Annotated in this window: 21 protein-coding genes and 1 pseudogene; 12 read left to right on the plus strand and 10 right to left on the minus strand. The window is 69.5% G+C overall.

Translation table 11 applies throughout. The features are described 5' to 3' along the window. Positions 1–576 precede the first annotated feature (576 nt). Both PV796_RS36575 and PV796_RS36580 read right to left on the minus strand, forming a co-directional pair. A complete protein-coding gene (locus PV796_RS36575) occupies positions 577–1,713 on the minus strand; it encodes a PP2C family protein-serine/threonine phosphatase (RefSeq protein WP_274918051.1) in 1,137 nt (378 codons plus the stop codon). A 942-nt stretch (positions 1,714–2,655) separates the two neighbouring features. After that, positions 2,656–3,231 (minus strand): CGNR zinc finger domain-containing protein, encoded by a 576-nt coding sequence (locus PV796_RS36580; RefSeq protein ID WP_274918052.1) that lies wholly within the window; start codon positions 3,229–3,231, stop codon positions 2,656–2,658. A gap of 82 nt (positions 3,232–3,313) precedes the next feature. Between PV796_RS36580 and PV796_RS36585 the strand changes: the two genes are divergently transcribed. Beyond that, positions 3,314–4,486: an epoxide hydrolase family protein gene (locus PV796_RS36585; RefSeq protein WP_274918053.1), complete on the plus strand. Its 1,173-nt coding sequence runs from the start codon at positions 3,314–3,316 to the stop codon at positions 4,484–4,486. 109 nt (positions 4,487–4,595) lie between these two features. On the opposite strand, the gene PV796_RS36590 is transcribed toward PV796_RS36585, so the two are convergent. Beyond that, complete coding sequence (locus PV796_RS36590; RefSeq protein ID WP_274918054.1) at positions 4,596–5,459, minus strand: isocitrate lyase/PEP mutase family protein; 864 nt, start codon at positions 5,457–5,459, stop codon at positions 4,596–4,598. A gap of 292 nt (positions 5,460–5,751) precedes the next feature. Here PV796_RS36590 and PV796_RS36595 point away from each other — a divergent pair, with 292 nt between their 5' ends. The 5 genes from PV796_RS36595 to PV796_RS36615 all read left to right on the plus strand — a co-directional run bounded on the left by PV796_RS36595 (position 5,752) and on the right by PV796_RS36615 (position 10,862). Then, positions 5,752–6,594, plus strand: a complete 843-nt coding sequence (locus PV796_RS36595) for an ABC transporter ATP-binding protein (RefSeq protein WP_274918055.1) — start codon at positions 5,752–5,754, stop codon at positions 6,592–6,594. Continuing rightward, positions 6,591–7,451, plus strand: coding sequence for an ABC transporter permease (locus tag PV796_RS36600; protein WP_274918056.1), 861 nt, complete (start codon positions 6,591–6,593; stop codon positions 7,449–7,451). Before PV796_RS36595 ends, PV796_RS36600 begins: the two co-directional genes overlap by 4 nt. Before the next feature lie 79 nt (positions 7,452–7,530). Further along, positions 7,531–8,511: an ABC transporter substrate-binding protein gene (locus PV796_RS36605; protein ID WP_274918057.1), complete on the plus strand. Its 981-nt coding sequence runs from the start codon at positions 7,531–7,533 to the stop codon at positions 8,509–8,511. A 106-nt stretch (positions 8,512–8,617) separates the two neighbouring features. Further along, positions 8,618–9,844 (plus strand): sensor histidine kinase, encoded by a 1,227-nt coding sequence (locus tag PV796_RS36610; protein ID WP_274918058.1) that lies wholly within the window; start codon positions 8,618–8,620, stop codon positions 9,842–9,844. Between the two features lie 799 nt (positions 9,845–10,643). Further along, on the plus strand, positions 10,644–10,862 hold the full coding sequence (locus tag PV796_RS36615; protein WP_274918059.1) for a peptidoglycan-binding domain-containing protein: 219 nt from the start codon (positions 10,644–10,646) through the stop codon (positions 10,860–10,862). Positions 10,863–11,031: 169 nt separating this feature from the next. On the opposite strand, the gene PV796_RS36620 is transcribed toward PV796_RS36615, so the two are convergent. Continuing rightward, complete coding sequence (locus tag PV796_RS36620) at positions 11,032–11,712, minus strand: response regulator (protein WP_274918060.1); 681 nt, start codon at positions 11,710–11,712, stop codon at positions 11,032–11,034. Between the two features lie 1,111 nt (positions 11,713–12,823). Here PV796_RS36620 and PV796_RS36625 point away from each other — a divergent pair. Further along, positions 12,824–13,495, plus strand: a complete 672-nt coding sequence (locus tag PV796_RS36625) for a response regulator (protein WP_274918061.1) — start codon at positions 12,824–12,826, stop codon at positions 13,493–13,495. Between the two features lie 195 nt (positions 13,496–13,690). Here PV796_RS36625 and PV796_RS36630 read toward each other — a convergent pair whose 3' ends face one another. Then, entirely contained in the window at positions 13,691–14,050 is a 360-nt protein-coding gene (locus PV796_RS36630) for a DoxX family protein (RefSeq protein WP_274918062.1), read from the minus strand. Between the two features lie 101 nt (positions 14,051–14,151). After that, entirely contained in the window at positions 14,152–14,646 is a 495-nt protein-coding gene (locus tag PV796_RS36635) for a cupin domain-containing protein (RefSeq protein ID WP_274918063.1), read from the minus strand. A gap of 81 nt (positions 14,647–14,727) precedes the next feature. Here PV796_RS36635 and PV796_RS36640 point away from each other — a divergent pair, with 81 nt between their 5' ends. Then, positions 14,728–15,579, plus strand: coding sequence for a LysR family transcriptional regulator (locus PV796_RS36640; RefSeq protein WP_274918064.1), 852 nt, complete (start codon positions 14,728–14,730; stop codon positions 15,577–15,579). A 148-nt stretch (positions 15,580–15,727) separates the two neighbouring features. On the opposite strand, the gene PV796_RS36645 is transcribed toward PV796_RS36640, so the two are convergent. Next, positions 15,728–16,285 carry a DUF3291 domain-containing protein gene (locus PV796_RS36645; protein ID WP_274918065.1) on the minus strand — a complete coding sequence of 186 codons (558 nt, stop codon included), beginning with the start codon at positions 16,283–16,285 and terminating at the stop codon, positions 15,728–15,730. Between the two features lie 515 nt (positions 16,286–16,800). Here PV796_RS36645 and PV796_RS36650 point away from each other — a divergent pair. Both PV796_RS36650 and PV796_RS36655 read left to right on the plus strand, forming a co-directional pair. Then, positions 16,801–17,904, plus strand: a complete 1,104-nt coding sequence (locus PV796_RS36650) for a ferritin-like domain-containing protein (protein ID WP_274918066.1) — start codon at positions 16,801–16,803, stop codon at positions 17,902–17,904. Between the two features lie 30 nt (positions 17,905–17,934). Next, positions 17,935–18,249: pseudogene (locus tag PV796_RS36655) on the plus strand (RNA polymerase subunit sigma-24); the annotation flags it as partial. Positions 18,250–18,900: 651 nt separating this feature from the next. Here PV796_RS36655 and PV796_RS36660 read toward each other — a convergent pair. Next, positions 18,901–20,421, minus strand: a complete 1,521-nt coding sequence (locus PV796_RS36660) for a peptide MFS transporter (protein ID WP_274918067.1) — start codon at positions 20,419–20,421, stop codon at positions 18,901–18,903. Positions 20,422–21,266: 845 nt separating this feature from the next. Here PV796_RS36660 and PV796_RS36665 point away from each other — a divergent pair. After that, positions 21,267–21,821 (plus strand): hypothetical protein, encoded by a 555-nt coding sequence (locus PV796_RS36665; RefSeq protein WP_274918068.1) that lies wholly within the window; start codon positions 21,267–21,269, stop codon positions 21,819–21,821. 418 nt (positions 21,822–22,239) lie between these two features. Here the strand turns inward: PV796_RS36665 and PV796_RS36675 are convergent, their stop codons facing one another. Then, complete coding sequence (locus tag PV796_RS36675) at positions 22,240–23,400, minus strand: alanine racemase (protein WP_342456942.1); 1,161 nt, start codon at positions 23,398–23,400, stop codon at positions 22,240–22,242. A gap of 164 nt (positions 23,401–23,564) precedes the next feature. Here PV796_RS36675 and PV796_RS36680 point away from each other — a divergent pair, with 164 nt between their 5' ends. Further along, the gene (locus tag PV796_RS36680; RefSeq protein WP_274918069.1) at positions 23,565–24,140 is read left to right on the plus strand and encodes a helix-turn-helix domain-containing protein; all 576 of its coding nucleotides are present in this window, start codon (positions 23,565–23,567) and stop codon (positions 24,138–24,140) included. 376 nt (positions 24,141–24,516) lie between these two features. On the opposite strand, the gene PV796_RS36685 is transcribed toward PV796_RS36680, so the two are convergent. Next, the gene (locus PV796_RS36685) at positions 24,517–25,047 is read right to left on the minus strand and encodes a DUF6790 family protein (protein WP_274918070.1); all 531 of its coding nucleotides are present in this window, start codon (positions 25,045–25,047) and stop codon (positions 24,517–24,519) included. Between the last annotated feature and the right edge of the window lie 8 nt (positions 25,048–25,055).

Raw genomic sequence — 25,055 nt, forward strand, 5'->3', positions numbered from 1 at the left:
CCAGGGGCTCCTGTCAGCGCTGTCTACTCGCAGCCGCCACCGCACTGGCAGGGGCCGCCGTTCTGACATCCGCAACTACAGCCGGGGCCGCACTGACAGCCGTTGGCAACAGATCCCTCGTTGGTCGTCATGGTGCCTCGCTTTCACGTGCCCTGGGGTCGGTGGACGGCTCACTGTGGCACCGGTTCCTGTCACCCCACTACCCACCTCGGGACGAAGGCCGAAGTTCGCCTCATTGACAGGGCGTTGCCCTGATGTATCACCATCGAGATGCGGTTGCGCGAGAGACGCCCATCCCGGCCGCCACCTGCGCGACCGGACGGTCGGAGCGGACACGTTTAACGAGCATCCGTCTGCCGCGAACGGTCAACCGGGCATTGCGGTAAGACGCGAAGACCTCCGTGCGGTGCAGTCCTGGACAGCCCCACCACACCGGAGGTCTTCGCCATGACCAAGACCCATAAGGGAGTGCCCACAACGCTCGTGATCGATCCACCCAGGGTCTTTCGTCGAACTCCCGCCTGTTGTCCGGCGGGTGGCTCGCCGCGGCCCGACTCTGATCCGCCGGACGGGGCCCTATGCCTCCGGGGGCCGTCGGACCGCCAGTAGCGCCATGTCGTCCGCGGGCCCGCCGGCCGTGTGCAGGGCAACGTCCTTGAGCACCGCGTCCAACAGGTCGTCGGGCCCGCTGAACCGGCTGCCGCGCAACCGGGCGCACGGGTGGTAGAACTGCCCTTCCTGGTCGCGGGCCTCGGTCACCCCGTCGGTATACAGGAGCAGCAGCGCCCCGGCCGGAAAGGACGTCTCGTCCGAGCGGTCCGGCCGGGTTGCCAGGTCGCCCAGTCCCAGCGGCAGCGCGGCGACGGACGGGGGCAGCTCCCGGAGGCCGCCGTCCGAGGTGAGCAGCAGAGGGGGCGGGTGGCCGCGGTTGAGGAGGCGGAGCGTGGCCTGGTTCCCGGCGGGGATCTCCGCCAGGACTGCCGTGACGAAGCCCTCCTGCTCTTCGAGGCCCGCGCGGCGTCCGGCCTCCCGTCTGAGTGCCTGTTCCAGCCGTTCGGCGACCGCCTCCAAGGTGGCCTCCTGATCGGCCGCTTCCCGGAACGCGCCGATGACGACGACCGCGGCCTCCACCGCCTCCAGGCCCTTGCCCCGCACGTCGCCGACGATCACGCGTACGCCGTGCGGGGTGTCCTGGACGGCGTACAGATCGCCGCCGATACGGGCGCCGGCCCGTGCGCCCACGTAACGGGCGGCGATCGTGAGTCCGGCCAGCCGAGTGGGCGGTGGCGGCAGGAGGGCCCGTTGGGCGGCCTCCGCGACGTCCCGTACGGAGGCCAGCCGGGCGTCGCTCACCCCCATGACCCGGTTGAAGCCGAGCGCGAGCAGGACCACCACGATGACGGTGCTCGACTCGGTCACCGATTGTCGGTACTCCGGGCCGTGGAAGGTGGAGAGCAGGACCTGGGCGACAATGGCGGCCAGCGACATGCCGGTGGTGGCCCGCAGGGAGAACAGCGGGGCGACGATCAAGGGGGCGGCGACGAGGAACGGGGCCGCGGTGTACGAGGGCGGCGAGGCCAGGTCGAAGAGCACGCCGATGACGATCAGGGCGGCGGGGAGCCAGCGCGCGAGCCGGCGGCCGAACGGGGACATCCGGGCGTGGCGCGCCCGTCGTTCCCCCTCGCCCGCGTGGTTCCCGCCGCCTCGGAACATCCGCACCGGTCTCCTCCCACTCCGCCGCCTGGTGATGCCCGGAACGGAATCCCGCCTGCCGGGGGACAGCGGGAGGGCGACGACGGGGCTGGGGCCTCGCCGCTTCAAGGCTTACCGCGCCGCCGCCGGCCGGCGAGTCCTCCTGAGCCGAACGGGATTAGCTCCAGGCTGGGGCCCCGCCCCCCCGAGCCCCGTCCCCTATCGCCCCTTGGCGGGGCATCAACTGGTCCCGCCATGGATCAAGTTGCCGAGAGCTGGGGGAATGTTCTGCATTGTTCTGGACTTTAACCGGGATATTCAAAGACGAGGACTACGCGTGGTCATGACCGGCCAACGACAAGCGGTGTCGTGAGGTACGCGTGGGAGTCGAGTGCGGAGGGCTCGGCGGAGGCGCGACACCCGGGGGCTGCAATGGCCGGGAGAGGGCGTCGGGCTTTCCCCGCCTCCGGCTAGGGGCGCACGGAGGCGGGGAGAACGCACCGGAGAAATGCGCACGCTGACGAGCTTTACCGCTGATGATCGGTTCTGCATCTCCGGGCGCTGCTCTTGTGGGCCGTTTGGCGGAGGGCGCGGTGGCCAGGCGGCGGCGGATGTCCAGGCGGAGGCCGGTGGAGCGGCATCTGCCGGAGCGGTGAGGGGGTTGAGCCTCCGTTGACCTGCTGCGCCGTCTCCCGCGTGGTGGCGGTTGCAAGAACGATCCGATCGACGCAGGCGCCGCGGCGATCGTGGCTCACCTGCGCGGTGGCGGTCGCGAGGTGAAGGCCGAAGGCGACCACTGCACCGTCTCGGCGTTGCTCGATGAGCGGCGGATGAACGTCGTCCAGGGCCGAGTCCGTGCTGTCAGCTAGGTTGCACGCGCCCCTGTGCTCACAACGCGACGCCTGCGAGCGGGAGTTGAAGCCTCCATGGGATCGGTGGGCGACTGGTGTGTCGAGGTGGAGGTCACTTCGCCGGTCTGGGGTTTTTGCGGTGGTTGGCGTTGAAGCGTGCTTTCTTCTGGCGGTTGCCGCACGTGTTCATGTCGCACCATTTGCGGGTGCGGCTTTGGCTGGTGTCGAAGAAGGCGGCTTGGCACGTTGGTGAGGCGCACAGGGCCAATTTTCCGGCTCGTTCGCCGGCGATGATGCTGATCGCGTCGGCGGCGATCACGCTCAGGGCATCTTCCACGCAGGAAGCCGAACCGAGCTGCCATCGCCGCTCACCCTCGGGCGTCAGGAGGGCCGCGGCCCGGCCCTGAGCGCTGCGGTCATTGATGACGTGGACGGCGGGTGCAGGGAGCGCGTCCTGGAGTGCGGCCGCTGTCGCGACGGTGTGAATCGACTCCCTCAGTTCCCGGGCGAGGTCGAGCTGGGCAGTGGTGCAGGAGTCCACGGCGAGGCCGCTCACTGCCAGCCAGTCGATGAGTCGGTGCGGCGTGGGGATGCGCTCGACAGCGTCACCGTGACGCTCCGTCAGAGTCGCCGTGAAGCTGGTCGCCAGCACCTTGCCGAGGCGGAAGTCAGGGAACCGAACATGCATGGAACCACCTTAGGGGGTTGTAGTGCGGCTCGGAGAACTGCTAGAACCGTCTTAGCCGGTTCAGTGATGGCCAGGAGGTTTCATGTCCCGTCCCGCCAGCGATGTGCAAGCATGTGAAGCCCGTGCAACTGACGCTGACCTCGACGATCTGCGGGCGCGACTGGCCGCGGCACGGCTACCGGAGGCCGAGACGGTCCATCGCGCCGGGCCCGACCCTCGCCGATGGGAACAGGGTGTTCCGCTCGCCGACCTCGTCGATGTCGTGAACTACTGGCGCACCGGGTACGACTGGCGGTCGTTCGAAGCGCGCCTTGACCGGGTCGGCCAGTTCCGCACGACCATTGATGGTCTGGGAATCCACTTCCTGCACCGCCGATCCGCGCGCGCAGATGCCACTCCTCTGATCCTGACGCACGGCTGGCCAGGCAGCATTGCTGAGTTCGTCGATGTAGTAGACGAGTTGGCGGATCCGAAAGGTGCGGACGCGCCGGCGTTCCACGTCGTGGTCCCGTCGTTGCCAGGCTTTGGTTACAGCGACAAGCCGGCCACCACGGGGTGGGGAATCGAGAAGATCGCGGCCGCCTGGGTGGAGCTGATGGGAAGGCTCGGCTACGGCAAGTTCGTGGCCCACGGCGGGGACTGGGGAGGCCCGATCACCACGGTCCTCGGCGGCAGGTTCCCGGCGTACGTTCTCGGCATCCACACCACGACCGCGCAGGCGCCGCCCGGCTTGACAACGGACGGGCTGACGGCGGCCGAGCGCACATGGGCCGAGGAAACCCGGGTTTTCTGGCGCCACCGCGCGGCGTACGCGAAGCAGCAGGCGACCCGACCGCAGACCATCGGCTACTCGCTCGTCGACTCACCAGTCGGGCTTCTTGCCTGGATCCTCGACAAGTTCGCCGAGTGGTCAGACACCGAAGACAGCCCGTTCGAGACGATATCCATAGACCGCGTTCTTGACGACGTGACCCTGTATTGGCTGACGCGAACCGGCGCATCGGCGGCCCGCATCTACTACGAGAGCCACAACTCGCTCGACCCCGAACTTCGGGTCGACGTCCCGTCGGCGATCAGTGTGTACCCCCGCGACATCGAGAAGTGTCCGCGCCCTTGGGCGCGGGAGCGGTACCGACAGATCGTCCGATGGGGGTCGCCCGAAGTCGGGGGACATTTCGCGTCGTTGGAGGTTCCCGAGTACTTCGTCAAGGATCTGCAAGAGGGCCTTGCGGCCGTGCTGGCCGCTCATCGCTGAACGCGACCGGGGCTCGGGCGGCACCGGTCGGCACGGCGGAAACCGGCCCCCCGTGCGTCGTGAACGGCGGCCGGTCCCGGCCCGTGCCGCTCGGCCTGGCCTTGTGGTGTCAGCCGCCGAACCGGTCGTCGAGGTCCTTGTGGACGTCGACTCCGACGAGTTGGGAGAACTCCGCGTAGGTGTGTTGGGGCGGCCCGCCCGCGGGGGTTCCGGCGGACCGGAGGTGCGTCAGGGCGTCGGCGACGGCCCGGGTGGCGGTGAACAGGGCCGTCACGGCGTAGAAGGCCAAGGAGAAGCCCAGTTCCTGAAGGTCCAACGCGGTCAGCGCCGTTGTCTCGTTGCCGTCCACGAGGGACACCACCTTGGGGCCGTCGACCGCAGCGGCCACGGCCTCCAACTCCCGGATGGTTTTGATGCCGTCGACGAAGACGAGGTCGACCCCCGCGTCCTGGTAGAGACGGGCCCGTCGGACCGCCTCCGCGATTCCCTCCGCGGGCAGGGCGTCGGTGCGTCCGATGATCAGCAGGTCGGTGGTTCCGCGTGCCTGCACGGCGCATTTCAGGCGCTTGACGCCGCTGTCGGCGTCCAGCAGTCGCACACCGCCCAGCTGTCCGCACCGCTTGGGTGTGGTCTGGTCTTCGAGGTGGATCGCCGCCACACCGGCCTGGAGGTACTCGTGCACCGTGCGGTCGATGTTGCTCGGGCCCCCGTATCCGGTATCGGCGTCGGCGATCACCGGGACCGACACCGCACGCGTCATGTTCCGTGCGTGCTCGGTCATCTCCGTCTGGCTGAGCAGGCCGACGTCAGGCATGCCCAACCGGCTGGCCGTCGCGCCGAGGCCCGTCATGTAGACCGCGGGGAAGCCTGCCGCTTCCACGAGGCGGGCGGTGATCGAATCGGCCGCTCCCGGTGCCAGGACGATCTCCGGCCCCGCCAGGAGTGTTCTCAGGGACTCGCCATGGGTCAACAACAGATCTCTCCATCGCTCGGTACCGAGTGGGTGTCGATTGGTAAACGGCTTTCAGCGGGCGCTAGTTGACGGTACGTCAAGAGCCTGTTGGGCTGGGGCGCGGTGTCCCGGTGCCTGGGTTCTCTTCCCTGCGCGCCGCAACGGTGACCAACGCATTGAGCCATGGCCGCCGTCAGTAGCGATGCCTACCCCACAGGTCTTGCTGGCCCCTCAGCCTAGGCCGACCGACTGGTCGATTTTTGTCGCCATATGGAGACTGCGCGGGGAACTGTGGCCTCAGTACCTTTTGGGGGTGAGCATCCGCGTCGTCGAAACCCCCGCGCCCGTACTGTCGGCAGAGGGCATAGCGCGCCACTTCCTCTCGGCAGAGGGTGAAGTGGTGTCTGCGCTGGACGGGGTGTCGCTGACGGTGGAGGACGGAGAGTTCGTCTGCGTCGTCGGACCGTCCGGTTGTGGGAAGTCCACCCTGCTGAGGATGCTCGGCGGGCTCGATCTGCCCTCAGCGGGGACCGTGCGACGGCGCCCCGGGGAGTTCGGCGGGCCGGCGGCAGCCTTCGTGTTCCAGGACTTCGGGGTTCTGCCGTGGCTGACGGTGCGGGCCAATGCGGGGTTCGGGCTGCGCATGGCCGGCCTCCGACGGCGTGAGGCCGACGCGGTGGCCGACCGCTGGCTCGCCCGTGTGGGCCTGTTGGGTTTCGCCCGCGGCTACCCCGACCGACTCTCCGGCGGCATGCGTCAACGACTCTCCCTGGCACGGGCGTTCGCGTCCGGAAGCCCGCTGCTGCTGATGGACGAACCGTTCGGGGCGCTGGACCCGTTGACCCGGTCGGAGATGCAGGAGCAGCTCCTTGAGTTGTGGGAGCAGGAAGGCAAGACCGTGGTCATGGTGACGCACTCCATCGAGGAGGCACTGCTGCTCGGGGACCGTGTGGTGGTGATGTCCGACCGTCCCGGATCGGTGATCGATGTTGTTGCGGTGCCGTTCGCGCGACCGCGAGGGGTGGGGCTTCAGGACACGTCCGAGTTCATCGGTCTGCGCGCCAGGGTCAGGGAGATGTTGCGGAAACACCCATGCTCCGGGGGGAAGGAGAGCGGTGCGGGTGAGGGAGGCGGCGCCGGGAGAGCAGGACGGTGAGCGCACGGGAGCAGGCGGTCCGCTCGACCGTTGTTCAGGCGCGGCGCCTGGCAGTGCGGACGGCTGGATTGGGGCTGGCTGTGCCCGTGGTGTTGCTGGCCGGGTGGGAGGCGGCCGCGCACGGTGGGCTGGTCGACGCGTTGTTGTTCCCGCCGCCGTCGCGTATCGTCGAGCGCCTGGTTGCCATGGTGGCCGACGGTGAGCTGGGCGGGCACGTCGTGGCGACGTTGCAACGCCTGCTGCCTGGATACGCGCTGGGCGCCGTGGTGGGAGTCGTCGTGGGGTTGGCGATGGGGTTCTTTCGGATCGTTGCCGCTGCTCTGGGGCCGCTGTTCGCCGCGCTCTACTGCCTGCCCAAGACCGCCACGCTTCCCCTCCTGATGCTTGTCTTCGGGCTGACGGAGACGCCCAAAGTGCTCTCCGTCGCCATCGCGGTCTTCTTCGTCCTGCAGATCAACACCCTCGCGGGAGTACGGCAGATCGATCCGCGGGTGTGGGAGACAGCCCGTTCTTACGGGGCGTCCGGCCCCAGGCTGCTGCGCTGTGTGGTGCTGCCAGGGGCGGCCCCGACGGTGTTCACCGGGCTGCGTACTGCCGTGGGGCTCGGGATCGTGGTCGTGGTGGCCGTCGAATTCGTCGCCTCGGAGCGCGGTTTGGGGTTTCTGGTGTGGAATTCCTGGACCTTGTTCCAGCCCGATCGGATGTATGTGGGGCTGGTCAGCGTCGCGCTGTTGGGGGCGGTACTGGCCGCGGTGCTGGCGCTCGCCGAGCGTTGGCTGTTGCCGTGGCGGACGGCACGGGTCTCGTTGCGACCACCCTGGCGGGTGCTGTTGCGGTCCCGCAGCGCCACCTCCTGATCCCCACCACCGTCCGGCCGAGGCCGGAAGACCCGTCGGGCGCGCGCCCGGACGTCTGAGCCAGGAAAGGAGCGCCTTCGTGCGCCGTCGCCAGTTCTCCGCCCTCGCCGTGTTGACCGTCCTGGCCCTGCCCACCACGGCCGCCTGTCAGGGCGGCGTGGACGGGAGCGCGTCGGACGGCAACACCGCCGGGGCCACAACCGTGAAGGTGGCCCACGTGCCCTCCACGCTCTTCGCGCCGCTCTACCTCGCCGAGGCCAAGGGGTACTTCGAGGAGCAGGGCCTCAGGGTGCAGTTGCAGAAGGTGCAGGCCGGTCAGGATGCGGTGCCGCTGGCCGGCACCGGGAAAGTGGACGCGGTCGTCGCCGGGTTCTCCGCCGGACTGTTCAACGGCATGGAGCAGGGGCTGAAGGTGGACGTGGTGGCTTCCATGGGAGCCTCGACCGGCACACAACCCTCGCCCACCGCACTGGAAGTGGCGCGGAGCGCGCTGGACTCCGGGGGCGTGAAGCGGGTTGCCGACCTCAAGGGCAAGCGGATCGCCGTCGCGGGTGGGGCGGGGGCCGCCGGGGGCTACCAACTGGCCGCGACGCTGCGCGGGGAGGGCCTCACGCTCAAGGACGTCACGGTCGTCAACGTTCCGATGGCCGACATGGGCGGCGCGCTCGCCGACGGTGGGGTGGACGCCGCCCTGGCGCCGGCGCCGTTCACCACCGCCATGGAGGAGCGCGGAGTGGCCAGTCCGCTGGCCGTGCCGCCGCGCGGCACATCCGCCACCGGCGTTGTCTTCGGGACCGCGTTCGCCCACCGGCCCGCCGCCGAGAAGTTCCTGACCGCGCTGCGCAAGGGCGCCGCGGATCTGCAGGGTCCCGGGGCCACCTCGGAGGAGAACCTGACGGTACTGGCCAGGGCCACGGGACAGAAGCTGGACGTGCTGCGCAGGACCCCGCCGTATCAGTGGGACCCCCAACTCACCGTCGACAAGCAGCAGTTGACGGCCCAACGGGCGGCGTACCAGGACGCGGGGCTACTCAAGGGCGGCGCCGGGGCGCAGGGCTGACGTGAGACGGATCGCTGACGGAGAGACAGATCGCCGGATCGGAAAGGCGCCCCGTGCGGCCCCGTCCGTCCGCCGTGTTCGCCACGACACCCCCGCGAGGAGCCGGATGGCCGCCCGACCGACCCGACTGCTGCCGGACACCGGCTGGTTCTCGGGCCGCGCCCAGCATCGACGAGCGCTGGACGTCACCCTGGCCGTGCTGGTGGCCGGCATCTCCTGCGCGTTGATCCAGGCCGCAGACGGGAGCGGCCTCGCCGGGGACCGCACCATCGGCTGTCTGTACGCCGTTGGGGCCGCGGCGACCCTGGTGGTCCGCCGCAGGCACCCGGGCCTGTGCGTGGCGGCTGCCCTGCTGGCAGCGCTCGCCGCCGCCGAGCAGACCCCGCTGATCATCGCCGCCTATTCGCTGGGCCAACACGGCGGACGGCGGCGTCACTTCGTCGTCGCCGGGGCGGCCGTCGGGTACCTCGCCGTCCAGGTGCTCAGCCGGACCAGCGGGGCCACGACGCAGGAGACGGAGCACGTCCTGGCCGGCTATCTGCTACTGCCCGTCCTGATGGGGGAGTTGATCCGTAGGGAACGGCAGTTGCAGATCCTGCTGCGCGAGCGTCTGGACCGGGCCGAACGGGCGGTGGGTCACGCGGAGCGGTGCGCCCGCCTGGAGGAGCGTGCCCGCCTCGCCCACGACATCCACGACAACGTCGGCCACCAGGCATCGGTGCTCGCCCTGCACGCCGGGGCCCTGAGCCGGATGCCGGACCTGCCGCCCAAGGCACACGAGACCGCCGACCGGATAGCCGGTACGGCCAGCGCAATGATGCGCGAACTCCGCGCCACCATAAGGATATTGGGCGAGCCGGAGGCCGTGGAGGAGGCAGCGGGAAGGCGGCCGGTGCCCGCCGCCGACTTCCTTCCGAGGCTGGTGCGCAACATGTCTGCGACGGGCATGACCGTCTCCTACCGGCTGGAGGGTGACCGGCGGGAACTGCCGCCCGCCGCCGATCAGTTGCTGTGCCGGGTGAGCCGCGAGGCCATGACGAACGCGGCGAAGCACGCGCCCGGTGCCGAGGCCCGCGTCACGCTGGCCTTCGCCGTTGCCAGCGTGGCGCTCTCGGTGGAGAACGGGCCCGCCGCTGCCGCTTCGGCCGTGCCGGATTCCGGACGACTGGGCCTGCGCGGTCTGCGGGAAGCAGTCACCCGGGCTGGCGGCCAGTTGGAAACCCGGGCCCTGCCGAACGGGGGATTCCGTCTCCACGCCGTCCTTGCCTGTCCCCGCAATTCCAAGGCTCCCCGCCGCCCGACGGCCCGCCGTGGCCCCGTCCCGAACCGCTGAACGACCTGCTCCCCACCGTCTCCCGGCCTTGAAGTACCACAGCGATGAAAGGAGTTCGCGTGCCGAAACGCATGCTCCGGGCGGTAGCCCGGGCCGCCGGCTGGTCCGGACTGTGCTGGCTCCCCCTGTGCGCAGACGAGTTCGTCTGCGTTCCCGAGTACCTGGCGATGTTGAACCCCGCCGGAGAACCGGATCCCGCTCCGGCCGTTGCGGACCGGTCAACTCCCGCGCCGTCGGACGCCCATGCTCAGGGGAACGTACGGTGAAGCGCCCGCCGTTGACGGAGTCCTCGGGCGAGGAGACCTCCGAGTTCACCGCCCCCGTGCACCAGCTCGACGTCTCCCTGCCCGGCCCCGCCTCCCACCGCAGGGGCCGCCGGCGCTGGCTCCCCGCAGCGGCCGGGGGAGCGGTCCTGGTAGCAGCCCTGGGCATCGCCGTACCCGTCGTGGTGGGCGGTGGTTCCGATCCGACCGTGAGCCTGCCGGACGCCGGCAGCGCGGCCGACGGTCTGACCCCGGCACCTCACGGTGCGGAACACCCGGGCGGCCAGCCAGGGAAGGGGGATCAGAGCGCGACGCAGGAGCGGAATCCCAGTGGGGCACCGGATGCATCCGGTCGGGTACGAGGGAATCCCGGGACACCCTCCGGTGCGCCGGGTTCTCCGGACGCGGAGCGTCCCGGCCTTACGGACCGCCCGAGCCGTGGGAGCGGCTCTGCGGGTACGACTCCCACCTCAGGCGGCCCCTCCGCCTCTCCCGCCAGTGGCCCGAATACCGGAACCGGCGGCAGCGCCAACGGCGTGCTCCGCTACGGCGACTCCGGCGCCGCGGTCAGCGACGTCCAGTACACGTTGTGGCGCCTGGGCCTCTACCACGGCCGTCAATACGGCTCATACGACACGGACACCGTCGCCTCGGTCCTGAAGTTCCAGAACTGGGACGGCGTCCGGGGCGATGCGCCCGGAGAGTACGGTCCCCGCACCCGGCGGGCCCTGGATGCCTGGGCCGCGCGGCTGTGACCGCCCTCTTCCGGCGGCGCACCTCCCGCCCGTCGAGGCCACCGCGCACATGGCCCAGTGTCGTACGGCCCCGCGGAAGTACCCCTGGGCTACGGGTACTTGGGAAGACGCGGCCGAAGCGCTCGCCGAGTGCGACGTCGGGCGGGAGGCGGGGGAGCGCACAGCAGGGTCAGCGTTCGGTCTGGTCTGCGGGGCCGGGGGAGACCAGGCCCATGTCGTGGGCGATCAGTGCCGCCTGGGTGCGGTTGTCGAGGCCGAGCTTGGCCAACGCCCGTGAGACGTAGGTCTTGACGCTCGCCCCCGACAGGCACAGGGAACGCGCGATCTGAGCGTTCGTCATGCCGGACCCCACCAGGGCCAACACCTTGCGTTCCCCCTGACTGAGCAGGGACAGCTTCTCGGCGGCCCCGTTGACCCGGATCGGGGTCTGGTCCGCGGCGCGGCGCACCAGGCTCGCCATGACATCGGGGGCGACCACCCGACATCCGGCGGTGACGCTGTGCAGCGCCGCGAACAACTCCTCGGGCTGCAGGTCCTTGAGCAGAAAGCCGCAGGCCCCGGCCCGTAGCGCGGCCAACACCCGGGTGTCGGTGTCGAAGACGCTCAGCATCAGCACCTTCGGTGGTTCAGGCAGCCGCATCAGCCGACCGGTGGCCTCGATCCCGTCGACGCCGGGCATGTTCAGGTCCATCAGCACGATGTCTGGCCGGCGCGTCGCTGCCAGCGCCAACGCCTCGGTGCCGTCGCCCGCTTCGCCGACGACCTCGAAGTCGTCCGAGGAGCCGACCAGCATGGTCAGCCCCATCCGAACGATGGCCTGGTCGTCCACGACAAGTACACGGATGGGCATGGGCCACCTCGTTCTCGGTTCAGTTCAGGGCGTGCCGGGCCGCCTGGGCGCGCTCGGCGGCACCCGGTGACCGGATGTGATCGTTTAGGTGGCGAGGACAGGCACCGGACGCGGAAGCTGGTGTGTGGTGCTGCCACGCGTGGTTCCCGGAGCGCGGGGCGGCGCTGCGCGGGCCCGGCGTCAGTGCTCCGGGACGTCGCGGTCAGCCAGCCGCGACGTCCGTCGAGGGCCCTGCGCACAGGGGAGGCAACACCGGTTCGCCCGGCCGCGGTTGGCGGCGCTGAGCGGTGCCGTCAGGGGCCGGACACGGCGTCTGACGGTGCCCTTGCGTCTGCGGTGGGCTCCGCCGGTGTCCGTGTGGGGCATCCCGGTACCGAGCGTCGAGAGCGCTTCGCGTTCGCCGCGGATGAGCTGGCCCGCCCGGCGTTCGGCCACGGGGCGCCCGGGGGAGCGCCAACGGGTGTTGCCGACGACCGTGACCGCCTCCCGACTGTCGGTTGCCTTGCCGGCGACGAACCCGGTGTCGACACCTGCCTGCGTGGCGAACCGCGGACCGCACCGCGCCGGTGAAGAACCGTCGGCGGCCTGTGGTTCGGCCCATGCGGTGTGACGCGGGGAGAGACGGGAGATCATGAGAGCTGCCTTCGGCGTCGTCGGAAGCCCGTCGGTACAACACACGTCCTTGTAGCCCGACCGACCGTGCTCCAGTTCTGGCACACGGGCCGCCCGCATCCGTCGTCGACGGCGCGGGGCGCCCCGACACGCAAGTGGATAATACAGCCCCCAGAATTCCTCCACGCATAAAGCAGCGTCGAGAGGTGCTTTCTTTCCTCCTGGTGAAAGATCCTCGACTTGTCGGATGCCTGGGAAGCCTTCGGAATCGGCAGGTGCTCCCCGCGAAGGCGCCCTCCCACAGGCCGAGTTGTCGACAATGCATTCCCCGGCAAGGACGGCAGAGGGAATTTCGGGGACCTTCGGCACTGAACCAGTGGGACCTAGGTCCCGTCAATCTCCCCCGTGACGCATGACAGGGTAGGAATATCCAAGAATTGGGATTCGGGCACGCCCGACGAAACGCCGTGCCCGAATTCGAGAGTAGTGAGGGAACCACGTGACCGCGTCCGTGCTGGTGGTCGATGATCAGCCGCTGATCAGGTCGAGCCTGTGCCTCCTGCTGAGCTCGGCACCGGGCTTCAGGGTCACGGCGGAGGCCGAGGACGGTGCCGACGCCCTGGCGAAGGCCCGCACCCACCGCCCCGACGTGGTGGTCATGGACGTACGACTGCCACGGTTCGACGGCGTCGCGGCCACGGAACAGCTCATGCGGTTCACGCGGCCGCCCAAAGTGCTGATGCTCACCAACTTCGACGTCGACGACCGGGTGCTGGACGCGTTGGAAGCCGGCGCCGCCGGATTCCTGCTCAAGGATCTGTGCCCGCAGCAGCTCCCCGCCGCGCTCCGGACCGTCCTGTGCGGTGGCCGCGTTGTCTCCGCCGAGGTCCTCGACAGCCTCGTGCGTCGCGCCTCAACGGCCAAGCGGGGGTGCGGCACGGCCGTCCAGGAGCGGTTGGCCCAACTCAGCGGGAGCGAACGGCGCGTACTGGAGCTCATCGGCGCCGGGCTGACCAATGCCGAGATCGCCCGACGGCTCTACCTGTCCCAGGCGAGCGTGAAGACCTACGTCTCCCGCATGCTGGCCAAACTCGCGCTGGACAACCGCACCCAGGCGGCGATCCTGGCCTACGAGGCAGGGCTGGCAGGCACCGAGCGCAACGTGGTGTGAGGCACCGCGAGGCACGGGGCGATCGCCAACGGGCCCCGTGCCCCACCCTCTTGCTCTGTTACCAGTTGCGACAGCAGATGTTCATCTCACCGAACAGGGCCTGGAGGGGGGCGTGTTCGCTGTTCATGCGACATCACAGCGGCCGTGGGTCGACCGGCCCGGTAGTCGCATCCATCGGTCGGGGACTGCGTTCGATCACAGTCTGACGGCCAGCCAGATGGTCACGGCCGCGGCAACGGTGAGCGCGGCGTTGAGTGCGATCCGGCGGTCTTCGCCCGTCAGATGGACGGCGATCGCGCCGGTCTGTAGGAGCACGAAGCCGATGGCCGCGGCCGCTGCCAGTGCGGGAGCGATGCCGGTCAGCGGCGGGAGGATCAGGCCGGTTGCGCCGAGTATTTCGACCGCTCCCAGCGCTCTGAGGGCCGGCAAGGGGATGCGGTCGACCCAGGCCATCATCGGTCGGAGGTGATCGCGGCTGCGGATCACCTTCAGCGTGCCTGCGTAGAAGTAGAAGAGCGCGAGCGGTCCCGCGACGATCCAATAGGCGATGTTCATGGTTCCCGTTCATGGGCCACCGGTTCACGGCGCCCCGTCGATTGCGTCGCTTGCCAGAAGAGTTCTGCTGAAGGCCCGGCCCGCCGTCAGAGGGACCGGCTTCAGGCGAGGTCGGTGGCGGGCTCGGTCGCGTAGCGGCTCATCGCGTCGACGTTGGCCTCAGGCGTCAACGGCCGGCCGCCGGCGAGCACCTCCTGGAGGTCTCGGAAGTACTGCACGTACAGGTCGGGGGTGAACGTGCTGAGCATGACGGCGGGTTGGTCGGTCAGGTTGGCGAAGGTGTGCGGGGTACCGGGCGGAACCATCACGAGCGTGCCCGTGCTGGCGTCGTAGTGCTCGTCCCCGACGGTGAACCGCACGGTGCCGGAGAGGACGTAGAAGCCCTCGTCGTGTTGGGCATGGCGGTGCTGCGGCGGACCCTGGGTGTGCGGGGCGAGGACGGACTCGGCTATCGCGAGGCGGTGCCCGGTGTGGCTGCCGTCCTCCAGAACGCGCATGTGCGTGGTGCCCAGAACGATCGTCTCGCCGTCGCCGGGACCGACCACCGACACGGCGGGCTCAGTCTGCGGCTCGTTGGTCTTCGCTTCTTCGGTCATGCTCACGAGTGCACCGCCGGGGACCTGTCAGTGTCCAAGACGCGTTCCGCGGCGCCGATACCTCGTGGGTATCGTTGCAGCGTGGAGCTACGAACCCTGCGCTACTTCGTGGCGGTCGCCGAGGAACTCCACTTCGGCCGGGCCGCCACCCGACTGCACATGAGCCAGCCGCCACTGAGCCGGGCGATCAAGCAGTTGGAGACCGATGTCGGGGCCCTGTTGTTCGCCCGCTCGCCTGTGGGGGTCACGCTCACTCCGGTGGGGTCGGTGCTGCTCGACGAGGCGCGGGCCCTCCTCGACCACGCCGACCGCGTCCGGGTACGGGTGAGCGCGGCGGCCGACGTCGCGACCATCACCATCGGCATCCTGGGCGACGGCACCGACCCGGGAGTGGCCAGGCTGGCCGCCGCCTACCGCCGAAGCCACCCCGGCATCGACATCCGCATCCGCGACACCGATCTGACCGACCCGACCTGCGGGCTGCGCTCCGGACTGGTCGATGTCGCGCTGACTCGGGCGCCGTTCGACGAGACCGCCCTGACGGTGCGTGCACTGCGGACCGATCCGGTCGGCGTGGTCCTGCGCGCCGACGATCCGCTGGCCCGCCGCGACGGGCTGCGGCTGGCCGAACTGGACGACCGCCGCTGGTTCCAGTTCCCGCAGGGCACCGACCCCATCTGGCAGTCGTACTGGAACGGTGGCAGGCCCCGCGAGGGCCCAGTGGTGCGCGCCGTCCAGGAATGCCTACAGGCCGTGTTGTGGAACGGCACGGTCGGCCTGGCCCCGCTCGGGCACGACCTGCCCGCGGAGCTGGCCGTGGTGCCGCTGATCGACATGCCGTCGAGCCGAGTGGTGGCAGTGTGGAACGAGGGCGACACCAATCCGTTGATCCGCTCCTTCATCGAGATCGCGACAGCCGCGTACCGTCGCTGAGCACCGCCAACCAGTGCCGCCGCAGCTTTTGAAGAACAGCGAAGGCGAGCAGCCACACCGGTGCCCCGGTGTGGCAACTCCTGTGCGATCAGGTCCACTTGAAGGGTGCGGGCGGGTGACGGCGAATCCCCTCGTGCGGGCTTCCCCGTCAGCGAACCTGGTCGCTCTTCGGCCCGATGCCTTTAATCCTGATCGGAGTTGCGTCCGGGCCGAACGCGTGGTGGAACGTGAAGGCGTGCGGCGTGGAGCCGTGGTCGTGGAGGTGCTCCAGCCTGGAAACCGCGTTCTGCCAGGTGGGTATCGCGCCGTCGGAGACCCACCAGAACGCGTAAGTCGGGTGTTCTGCCCTCTCGAACCAGTCGTAGCGCCTGTTCAGCGCCGCACGGTGCAGACCGGTGTAGATGGCGTCGAAGGCGGGGCGCAGATCGGTCCAGAGCGAGAGGGTCGCGGCCAGGGCGGTGGTTTCCCCCGTACGACCCTTGCCGTACCAGGTCGGTACGGCGAACTCTCCCCATGCACCCCAGTCCAAGTCGAAGTGCGAGCCCCGGTCACCGGCTGTCGCTTCAGCGTGCGCGAGGTATCCGGGGCGCTGACTGATCTCCCGGTAGACGGTCTCACCGATGTCGTAGAACTCGTGCGTGAGGGGTGCGGGATCGGCGAGCGGCGACTTCAGGACGCCGAATGTGTACAGAGCAAGATGGGGCATGTGTCTCTCCCTGATGAGGGTGCCTGGTGCGGACCCGGTTCGGTGGCTCACGCATGGGAGCGAGGGTTCGTGGGGCGTGACCGACTCATCCCGTCGCGGGCGGCCCAGCCTCAAGGAACCCCTGTGCGACCGTGGGCGACCGCCGAAGGTCAGGTGAAGGTAGCCGTCCGTGCGCGCCATGTCGAAGTTGCGATTTCCCTGTCCAAGTGGCCTCTTGCGCAGGCCCTGGTGGGAACCGGGGCGGGCCGCCGTGGGAGTCCGCATCGGCCGGCAACGAGTCACAGGACAGCGGCCCTCGCCTTTCGGCGCGAGCATCGGCAGCCGGGCATCGAATGGATCGACTAGGTCGACTGGGTGACGAACGCAGCGGCGGAAGCCGCGCACACCGGGATAGGGGAGGGCGGCTGCTAATTTCGCGAACACCGTCCCGAGCCAGAAGGAATGCGGCTGATGTGGGGCTTTGACTGTGAGCGGAGGCAACGGTGACTCATGCAGGGGAAGACCCGGGTACGCCGGTGAGCAGTCGGGTCAAACGTCGAAGCGTCCTGGCATCGGCAGCCCTTGCGGCCGCCTCGTCCGTCGCGGCCTCCAACGGTGCGCAAGCCGCCGAACTGCCCGTGGACGGGCACCAGTTCGCGCCCGACCAGAACTCCGTAAGGCGCCTCCTCGCCGTCCCTCAGGAGGCCCGCGACCTGGCCTGGATCAGGTCGGCCCTCCACGTGGCGGTGGAACTCGAACTCGCCACCATCCCCGCCTACTTGTGCGGGTGGTGGTCCATCAAGGACCGCCACAGCAAGGCCGCCCGGTTGATCCGACGTATCGTCGGCGACGAGATGTACCACCTGGGCACGGTCTGCAACCTGCTTGTCGCCGTGGGCGGACGCCCGAGAATCAGAGACGCGGCCCCCACCTACCCCGCCCCGCTCCCCGGCGGTGTGCGGGGCGGAGTGACGGTGTATCTGTCGGGGCTCACCAAGACCTCCGTGCACGACGTGATGATGGCGATCGAGAAGCCCGAAACCCCTCTCGCCCGCAGCGTGGACGACTCGCTCACCGTCGGCGCCTTCTACGGCGAACTGCAAGAGGCGTTCCGCACCGTGGCACCCGAACTCTCCACCCGAGGGCAACTCGCCAAGCACATCGGCTCGGACACGCTCAAGCCGGTCAAGACCCTCGACGACGCCGAGCGCGCCATGGAGATCGTCAAGGAACAGGGCGAGGGCACCTCCTGCGACCCCTCCGACATCTTCGAGGACGACCAACCGGCCCACTACTACGCCTTCGGCGAGATCTATCACGGACGCCGACTGCGCGAGGTGCGCGGCGCCTGGGAGTTCAGCGGCGCGCCCGTGCCGTTCCCGGACGTCCGCCCCATGGCCCGGGTGCCCGCCGGTGGTTGGCACCAGCCGCCCCCGCACGTCCGACGGCTCCTGCACCGCTTCGACGGCAACTACCACGCCGTCCTCAGGACTCTTGAGCGGGCCTGGGACGGAGGCGGTCACCGCGCCCTGAACGCGGCGGTCCACGCCATGCGTGGCCTCGGAACCCCCGCCGTGGAACTGATGGAAATCCCCCGACCCGACGCCCCCGGAAACTACGGCCCCCAGTTCCGCCGCTGACCGAACCGCCGCACCCGCACCCGTCATCACCTGCACGAGGCGGCAGCAGGCCGTGAGGAGTCGTACCGGCGTACGTCGCCGTGGTTGGCGGTGCGGTTGCGCCGCCGCTGTGCGGACGAACAGATCGTCGCCGAGTTCATGCAGGAGACATGTCTGGCGGTGTGGCGCGCGGCGGGCGCGTTCGCGGGGGCCGCGGTGGGCGGGACCGCCGTCGGTTGGCCGTGGACGATCGCGGCGGCCGTCGGCGGTGACGTCGGAGACGCGCTGCGGTGCCTGGCACCCGAACTCACAGAGGTGTTGCAGTCGTTGGTGCTCGACGGGCTGTCGGTGCGCGAGACCGGCGTTTGTCAACTGGACACTGCCGGTCGCCTGGCTCTCGACCTCGCTCTTCGCCCCGCCGCCCCGGAGCACGCCGATGCGGGTGGTGACGTGGCCGCTGCTGCCACCCGGCACGGCGGCGGGCACCTGGACGGCCTTGGCGCTCACGGTGGTTGGCACCGCGGGCTACGCCGTTGCCGGACCGAGGCGTCGAAGAGTTGCGCGGCCGGGCGTCCACCCGGCCGCGCGCCGCCGGCCTGCACACCTGCGGGAAACCGAGGATGCCGAGCGGCTCCGGTTCACCGGCGATCGGCTCCGGTCACCGCACTGGTTCCGCACGGACGTAGCCCCGGTCGAACGGTGCCGTCGTGGACTTCGGCATGGGGGTAGCCGGCATCGGGAGGGCCGGTCCCCACGACGTCCGCGCCGTCGAGCCTTGGACGCCCGACAGCAGACTGCGGACAGTGGAGTAGACACCCCCAAGGATTATCGTCACATGGACGAGTATCCCTTCGGGTGCGGGCACTCCCCGTGTGGGCTCGACCACACGACGGCCGACGCGCGCTCGCTCCCCACCTCGGTCCGTGACTCGTCGATCACCCGGACGCGAGCGGCACGCATCGGCCGCTTTGATCCGAGGCATCAAGCCCGCCACGTGAGCACAACCCCAGGCAAGCCCTAACGGACTTCGCCCATGAGTGACTGGACCTTCTTACGGGACGCGTAGATGGCGAAGGCGGCTACCACGGCGGCGACGGCCTCCACGGCCACCATGCCCTGTCCGTTGAGGTCGACGCCGGCGATGGCGAGCATGCCCGTCACGCTGTCACCGGCGGTGACCGCGAGGAAGAAGACCCCCATCATCTGCGAGGCGTACTTGGCCGGCGCCATCTTCGTGGTCAGGGACAACCCCACGGGGGACAGGCACAGTTCGGCCACGGTGTGCATGAGGAAGATCAGCACCAGCCACCACAGGGTGACCTTCGTCTCGCCGGTGGCCGTGCCCATGGGGATGAGGAACACGAAGAAGGACACGCCCGCCACCAGCAGGGCGACGGAGAACTTGACGATCGTGCTGGGCTCGCGGTTGCGGCGGGCCAGGGCCAGCCACAGGGCGGCGAAGACCGGCGCGAGCAGCATCACGAACGCGGGGTTCAGCGACTGGAACAGGGTGTTGGGCATCTCCCAGCCGAAGATGTCCCGGGAGGTCTTGGCGTCACCGAACAGGGACAGCGTCGACGCGCCCTGATCGAAGATCATCCAGAAGATCGCGGCGGCCACGAAGAACCAGATGAACGCCGTCATCTTGGTCTGCTCTTCGTTGGAGAGGTCCTTGTCGCGCTTGATCCGGGCCAGCACCGCGACGGGGATCAACAGGCCGGCCACGGTGATGGGGATGAGCGCCCAGTTCAGGGTGAGCCGGAACACGCCGGTGAGGCCCACCAGGAGGTAGAACACGGCAGCCGCGGCGACGACCGCCAGGGTCTTGACGAGGACGCCGTTGCGTTCCCTGGCCGTGAGCGGGTTGGGAACCCGGTTGCTCTCCTGGCTCAGGTGGCGCGAGCCGATCAGGAACTGGACCGCACCGAGCGCCATGCCGACCGCGGCCAGACCGAAGCCGAGGTGCCAGTTCACCGTCTCCCCGAGGACGCCGATGACGAAGGGGGCGGCGAAGGCACCGAGGTTGATCCCCATGTAGAAGATCGTGAAGCCCCCGTCGCGACGGGGGTCCTTGGGGTCGCTGTAGAGCTGGCCGACCATCGTGGAGATGTTGGCCTTGAGCAGACCCGAGCCGATCGCTACCAGGACCAGGCCGACGAAGAACATCGCCGAGGTCGGAACCGCCAGGCACAGGTGACCGGCGACGATCACCGCGCTCGCGATGGCCACGGTCTTGCGGGCGCCCCAGACACGGTCGCCGATCCACCCGCCAGGCAGGGCCATGAGGTAGACCATCGCCACGTAGACCGAGTAGATCGCGGTGGCGGTCGCCGCCGTGTACGCAAGGCCGCCGCCTTGACTGCCGGTCGCGGCGTCGGCGCCACCGGAGACCAGGTAGAGGACGAGCAGGGCGCGCATGCCGTAGTAGGAGAAGCGCTCCCACATCTCGGTCATGAACAGCGTGGCCAGGCCGCGAGGGTGGCCGAAGAAGGTCTTCTCGCCGTGTGGCGCGGGGACCTTCGTCAGGCTCGATGCCATCAATGTTCCTTGTTCGCTCGGGACGCGTCGCGTGAGCGTACGCGCCCGGGTGGGGTTGGCCGGAGCCAACACGGCACGACCCTCCCGCGCGCAGGGGAATTTCACCCCGGACGGGCACGAAACAAGGAGAGCAGTGTGTGTTGGGATCCACGCCGCGCACGCCTCTTCGCGCACGGGGCCCGGCCCACAGGTGAATCGTTGAATGGCAGGCTGACAGAGCGAGCCATCCCCTCATAAGTGACTTTCGACGGAATTGGCAGGGCGAAAGTCCTGACATTCGGCTGTGGCGATCTTGCCTGCGCTTCGGGTGCGGCGGCATCGCGGCTGGCGGCAGTCGTTTGACGGTGGCGCCAGCCGCATCGCCGCGGTAGCCGCGAGAGCCGTGAGCCTTTTCCGCGCTCTCGTGGTCGGGCCGGCGGCGCGGCCGGTCCGGGCCGGTGTGAAGGGCACGGATTCCATGAGCGCGTAGCGGCGGAAGCGGGTGCAGACCGTGTGCCACGACCCATGGCGTTCCGGCAAACCAGTGGGGCAGGCAACTCCCGGCCATGGTCGGAGAGTTCACGGCGGTGCATCGTCCCGCCGCGTTCCGTCCCTCGATGAGCTTCGGGGGCAAGCGAAACGGAAATCCCAGGATGTTCCCACCCCATGTGCCGCTTCCGCGACTTGAGTGTGCAACCGCTTCGCAGCGCGAGTGGTTCTCAACGAGGAGCAGGTGCGCGCATGTACGCATATCCGCATGCGCACTCACGCGCACTCACACACGTCACGAGTCCTGCGCGACCCGAACGTGACGAATGCCAACCCGTGCCGCTCAGGCGGAACTTGAGAGCCGAGAGGTCTGCTGGATGAAGATTCGCCGCGCCCTGGCGGTCGCCGCAACGGCCGCCGTGATAGCGCCGACCGCCGTATTAGCCGTGCCCGCTGCCGCGTTCGCAACGGAGGCGGTGTCCGAGGCCGGACCCCGCACTCCCGCCCCTCCTGACCTCCCCGGTGCCACGAGTGGAGGCAAGGGCCCCGGTGATTCCGATGGTGCGGGTCAGTCCTGCGCGTTCGAGTCCGACCAACTGCACGTGGCCGTCAACGGGTTGCCGCACCAGTTGGCTGCGGGTGGTGCCTGGAACCCCTTCTCCATGACGCTCACCAACACCACCGGCAAACTCCTGGCAGAGGTCCAGCCCTTCCTGGTCGTGTCCTCCGCTGAAGATGTCGACCCGAAGACGCTGAAGCCCCGCGAGTCCGTCCACGTGCAGTTGCGGTTCAGAGTGGGCAAGGACCTGCCCCTGGACCACGACTACGACGCGTACACCGGCCTCACCGGCACCTTCGTCGACCGCTACCACGACAGGGCCTGCACGGTCCAAGGCCAAGCCGTCGGCACTTTCTCCCCCCGCCAGGGCTGAGACCTGCGGGGAGCCAAGGCGTTTCTGGCGGCTCTTGCGTGCTTGGGCGGGGCAGGCGCTTCGTAGGGCGCGACGGCACGAACTCACGGACGCGCAGCGGCAGAAGCCCGATCCGCTCTCGCCTGCCCATGACGGGTCTGGTGGGCAGTGGGCCGATCGCGCCGCCGCACTGCGGATCTGGGAAGGCGCCGTCGCCATGCCTGCCCCGCTCGGCGGCGGTCCGCCACGCCGACGACCCCATCCACACCGCCGCCCCCATCCGCCAAGACGGCCGCCGCCCCCAACGCGACCACGACATCCGCGCCGTCCAGACCGAAGCCCTACAGGGCGAAGTCGACTACGACTCAGGGAGGTTGAAGCCTGGCGGCGGCACCGGAGCCAGGTGCGCCACCAGCAAGGAGCACTCCGGCCGGTGCGGTCAGCGGAATCGGGGATGCCACACGTCGTGCGGGTGACCCTGCCCGTCGACCACGGTGATGTCGGGCCAGCGGTCGAAGGCGGAGCAGGGGTGGGAGATCCCGAGGTCGACCTCGTCACCGACGTGCAGGTCACGCACGTCGGTGAGGACCAGGTGGTGGTCGTAGATCTGGGCCGCGACCGCCGTGGCGGCCGGTCGCGGCGCGCCTTGTGCGTCGCGGGCGGCGAGGAGGACGGGCAGGCCGGCGTCGTAGGGCAGTTCGCGTTTGCCGGCGCCGACGACGGCTTGCCCTGGTTCGGGTGTGGAGAGCACGACCGCCCGAACGGTCAGTGCCGCCTTCAGCCCGGGCAGCGGGGAGACGTGCTCGTAGGTGCCGTGGTCGTGAGTGACGTAGCAGCCCGATCGCAGAACGGTCACCATCGGCACGGGAGCGGAGCGCCGTGCGGCTTCCTCCAGGGCGTGGACGACCCGGTCGGGGAAGGCCGAGCCGCCCATACTGAAGACGGGTCGCGTGATCTGGAACAGCGGGGCGAGGGTGCGGAAGACGTCGATCGCCTTCCGGCAGTGCACATCGACTTCCGTGAGGGTGGCGGCGTCCCTCCGGTTGGGGCGGACACCCTCGTAGCCGGCGACACCGGCCAGCAGAAGACCGGCTGAGGCCCGGACGGCCTTGGCCAGGTCACCGGCTGCGGCCGGTTCCCGTATGCCCGTGCGGCCTCCGTCCGCCCCGACGTCGATGAGGACGCGCAAGGGGGAGGGGGTGCCGTCCATGGCCGACCGAGCGAGGTCGACCCCCTGCGAGGAGTCAACCAGGCAGTACAGCTCCAGATCCGGCGTCTCGTCGAGCCACCGCCGCAGAAGCGCGAGATCGTGGCGGTGGATCACCTGGTTCGCGATGATCACCCGCCGCGCTCCCCAGTCCAGGGCTATCCCGGCCTGTGTCACGGTGGCGACCGTGACGCCCCACGCCCCCGCGGCCAACTGCCGCTCGACGATGGGGCGCGTCATGGTGGTCTTGATGTGCGGGGCCAGCTGAACGCCGTGGTCGCGGCACCAGGCCGCCATGAGCCGGACGTTGTGCTCCAACGCCCGCTGGTCGAGGCGGAGTTCCGGCAGTTGGCCGGTCCGGTGTCCGCCGGGTGGCATGTCGCGATCATCCATGGGGTCTCCGAGGGGCGGCGCACGGCGGGCCCTCAGCCAGCCTGTGACGTGTATATGCGACGGAGCGTAGAGTATTCAGAACGTGGCTTGCAACCACTATGCTGGACGCCGCGTCGTGTTTACTGATGGAGGCGTTTGTGTCCAGTGGAGAGTCCGCGCATGCCATGCCTGAGTCTCCAGGCGCCCAGGCGAGCGAGGGAATCGGCCAGTTCCTCCGCCGTGAACGCCTGGAACGTGGCATCACGTTGGAGAAGCTGGCGGAGAAGACGGGGCTGTCCCGCAGCTACCTCAGCAACGTCGAGCGGGATGTGAACAGCCCCACCATCAACACGCTGCGGACGATCGTCGACGCCCTCGGCACGACACTCAGCCGGCTCTTCCACGCCATCGACCGCGAACGCCGCGTGGTGACCCGCCCCGACGATCGCGTGGAACTCACCCGAGCCGGGGTGGAGGGCGTGAGATACGCCCTCCTCAACCCCAAACACGGCGGCAAGCTCGACCTGATGCGGCTGGAGGTCGCCCCCGGGGCATCCTCCGGCAGCAACCCGCACAGCCACGGCGGGGAAGAAGTCGGCCTGCTCCTGAGCGGGGAACTGGACTACTGGGTCGACGGCGTGCACTACCGCCTGCAGCCCGGTGACTGCGTCAGCTTCGACTCCTCCCTGCCGCACCGCTACAGCAACCCCGGTGATATCCCGGCAGTCTGCGTCTGGGCGGAGACCACGCCCGCCCTCTGAGCAGCCGCGGCCACCCGCGGACGCCGAGGTGCTCCACAAGAGCCAGGATGTCGCTCCGTTCCTGCGGACCGGCTTCCTCGTGTTCGGCTCGGTGGGCGAGGCGCAGGGCGGCGTCAGCGGCTTCGAACGGGACCGGCCCGCCGCCCGTGAGCTGGCCGGACAGGATGCCCAGCACGGCACACCTCTACAAGTCCCATCGTCGCGTGGGGGTTTCTTCCCGCCGCGCATGCCTTAGCGATATCGGCGGGATGCCGGGCGCGGCTCTGTTCCGGTCGGAAAGAAGTGGGATTACGGGGCCGACTTGGCGGCCCTGTGGGCGAGTTGGCGCGCCGTGCCGGTTCGGGCGCGCACGGGTTGGTGAGCGCCCGGCACGGTGTCAGGCGAGGGCGGCGGTGACGGGCTGTTCGGCGGTGGGCAGGCGTCGTGAGCGACGGGCGAGGGCGATCATGACTGCGGGAAAGAGCAGGTCGCAGACCAGGACCCCGCCGGTGTTGCCCGGGGCGTGGTCGCCGTTGGCGAACCACTGGTAGACGTGGCCGATCGCCGCGCCCCAGAGGAACATGCCGGCGCCGAGGCCGACGGTGATGCGCTCGCGGGCCGTGGCCGAGGACGAGGCGGCGCGGAAGCCCATGACGGCGAGCCCGAGGTTGGCGAAGGCGATCTCGAACTCGAACGGGGTCCGGTCGAAGCCGATCGTGGTGGCCATCGCGTCCGGGATGGTGAGGAACGCGATCGTCAACCACAGGCTCCCGCAGCCGAGTGCGGCGGCGGCCCACCACCGCTGCCAGGTTTCCAGTGCCGCCTGGCGGGAGGGGCTGTGCCGGGTGCGGATCAGCGCGCCTAAGGCCGCCACCAGCACCCAGGCCAGGGGGAAAGCGGACTGCGCGACGTACGGAATCTTGACCATGCCCAAGA

It is taken from the genome of Streptomyces sp. WZ-12 (genome assembly GCF_028898845.1).
Lineage (GTDB): Bacteria > Actinomycetota > Actinomycetes > Streptomycetales > Streptomycetaceae > Streptomyces.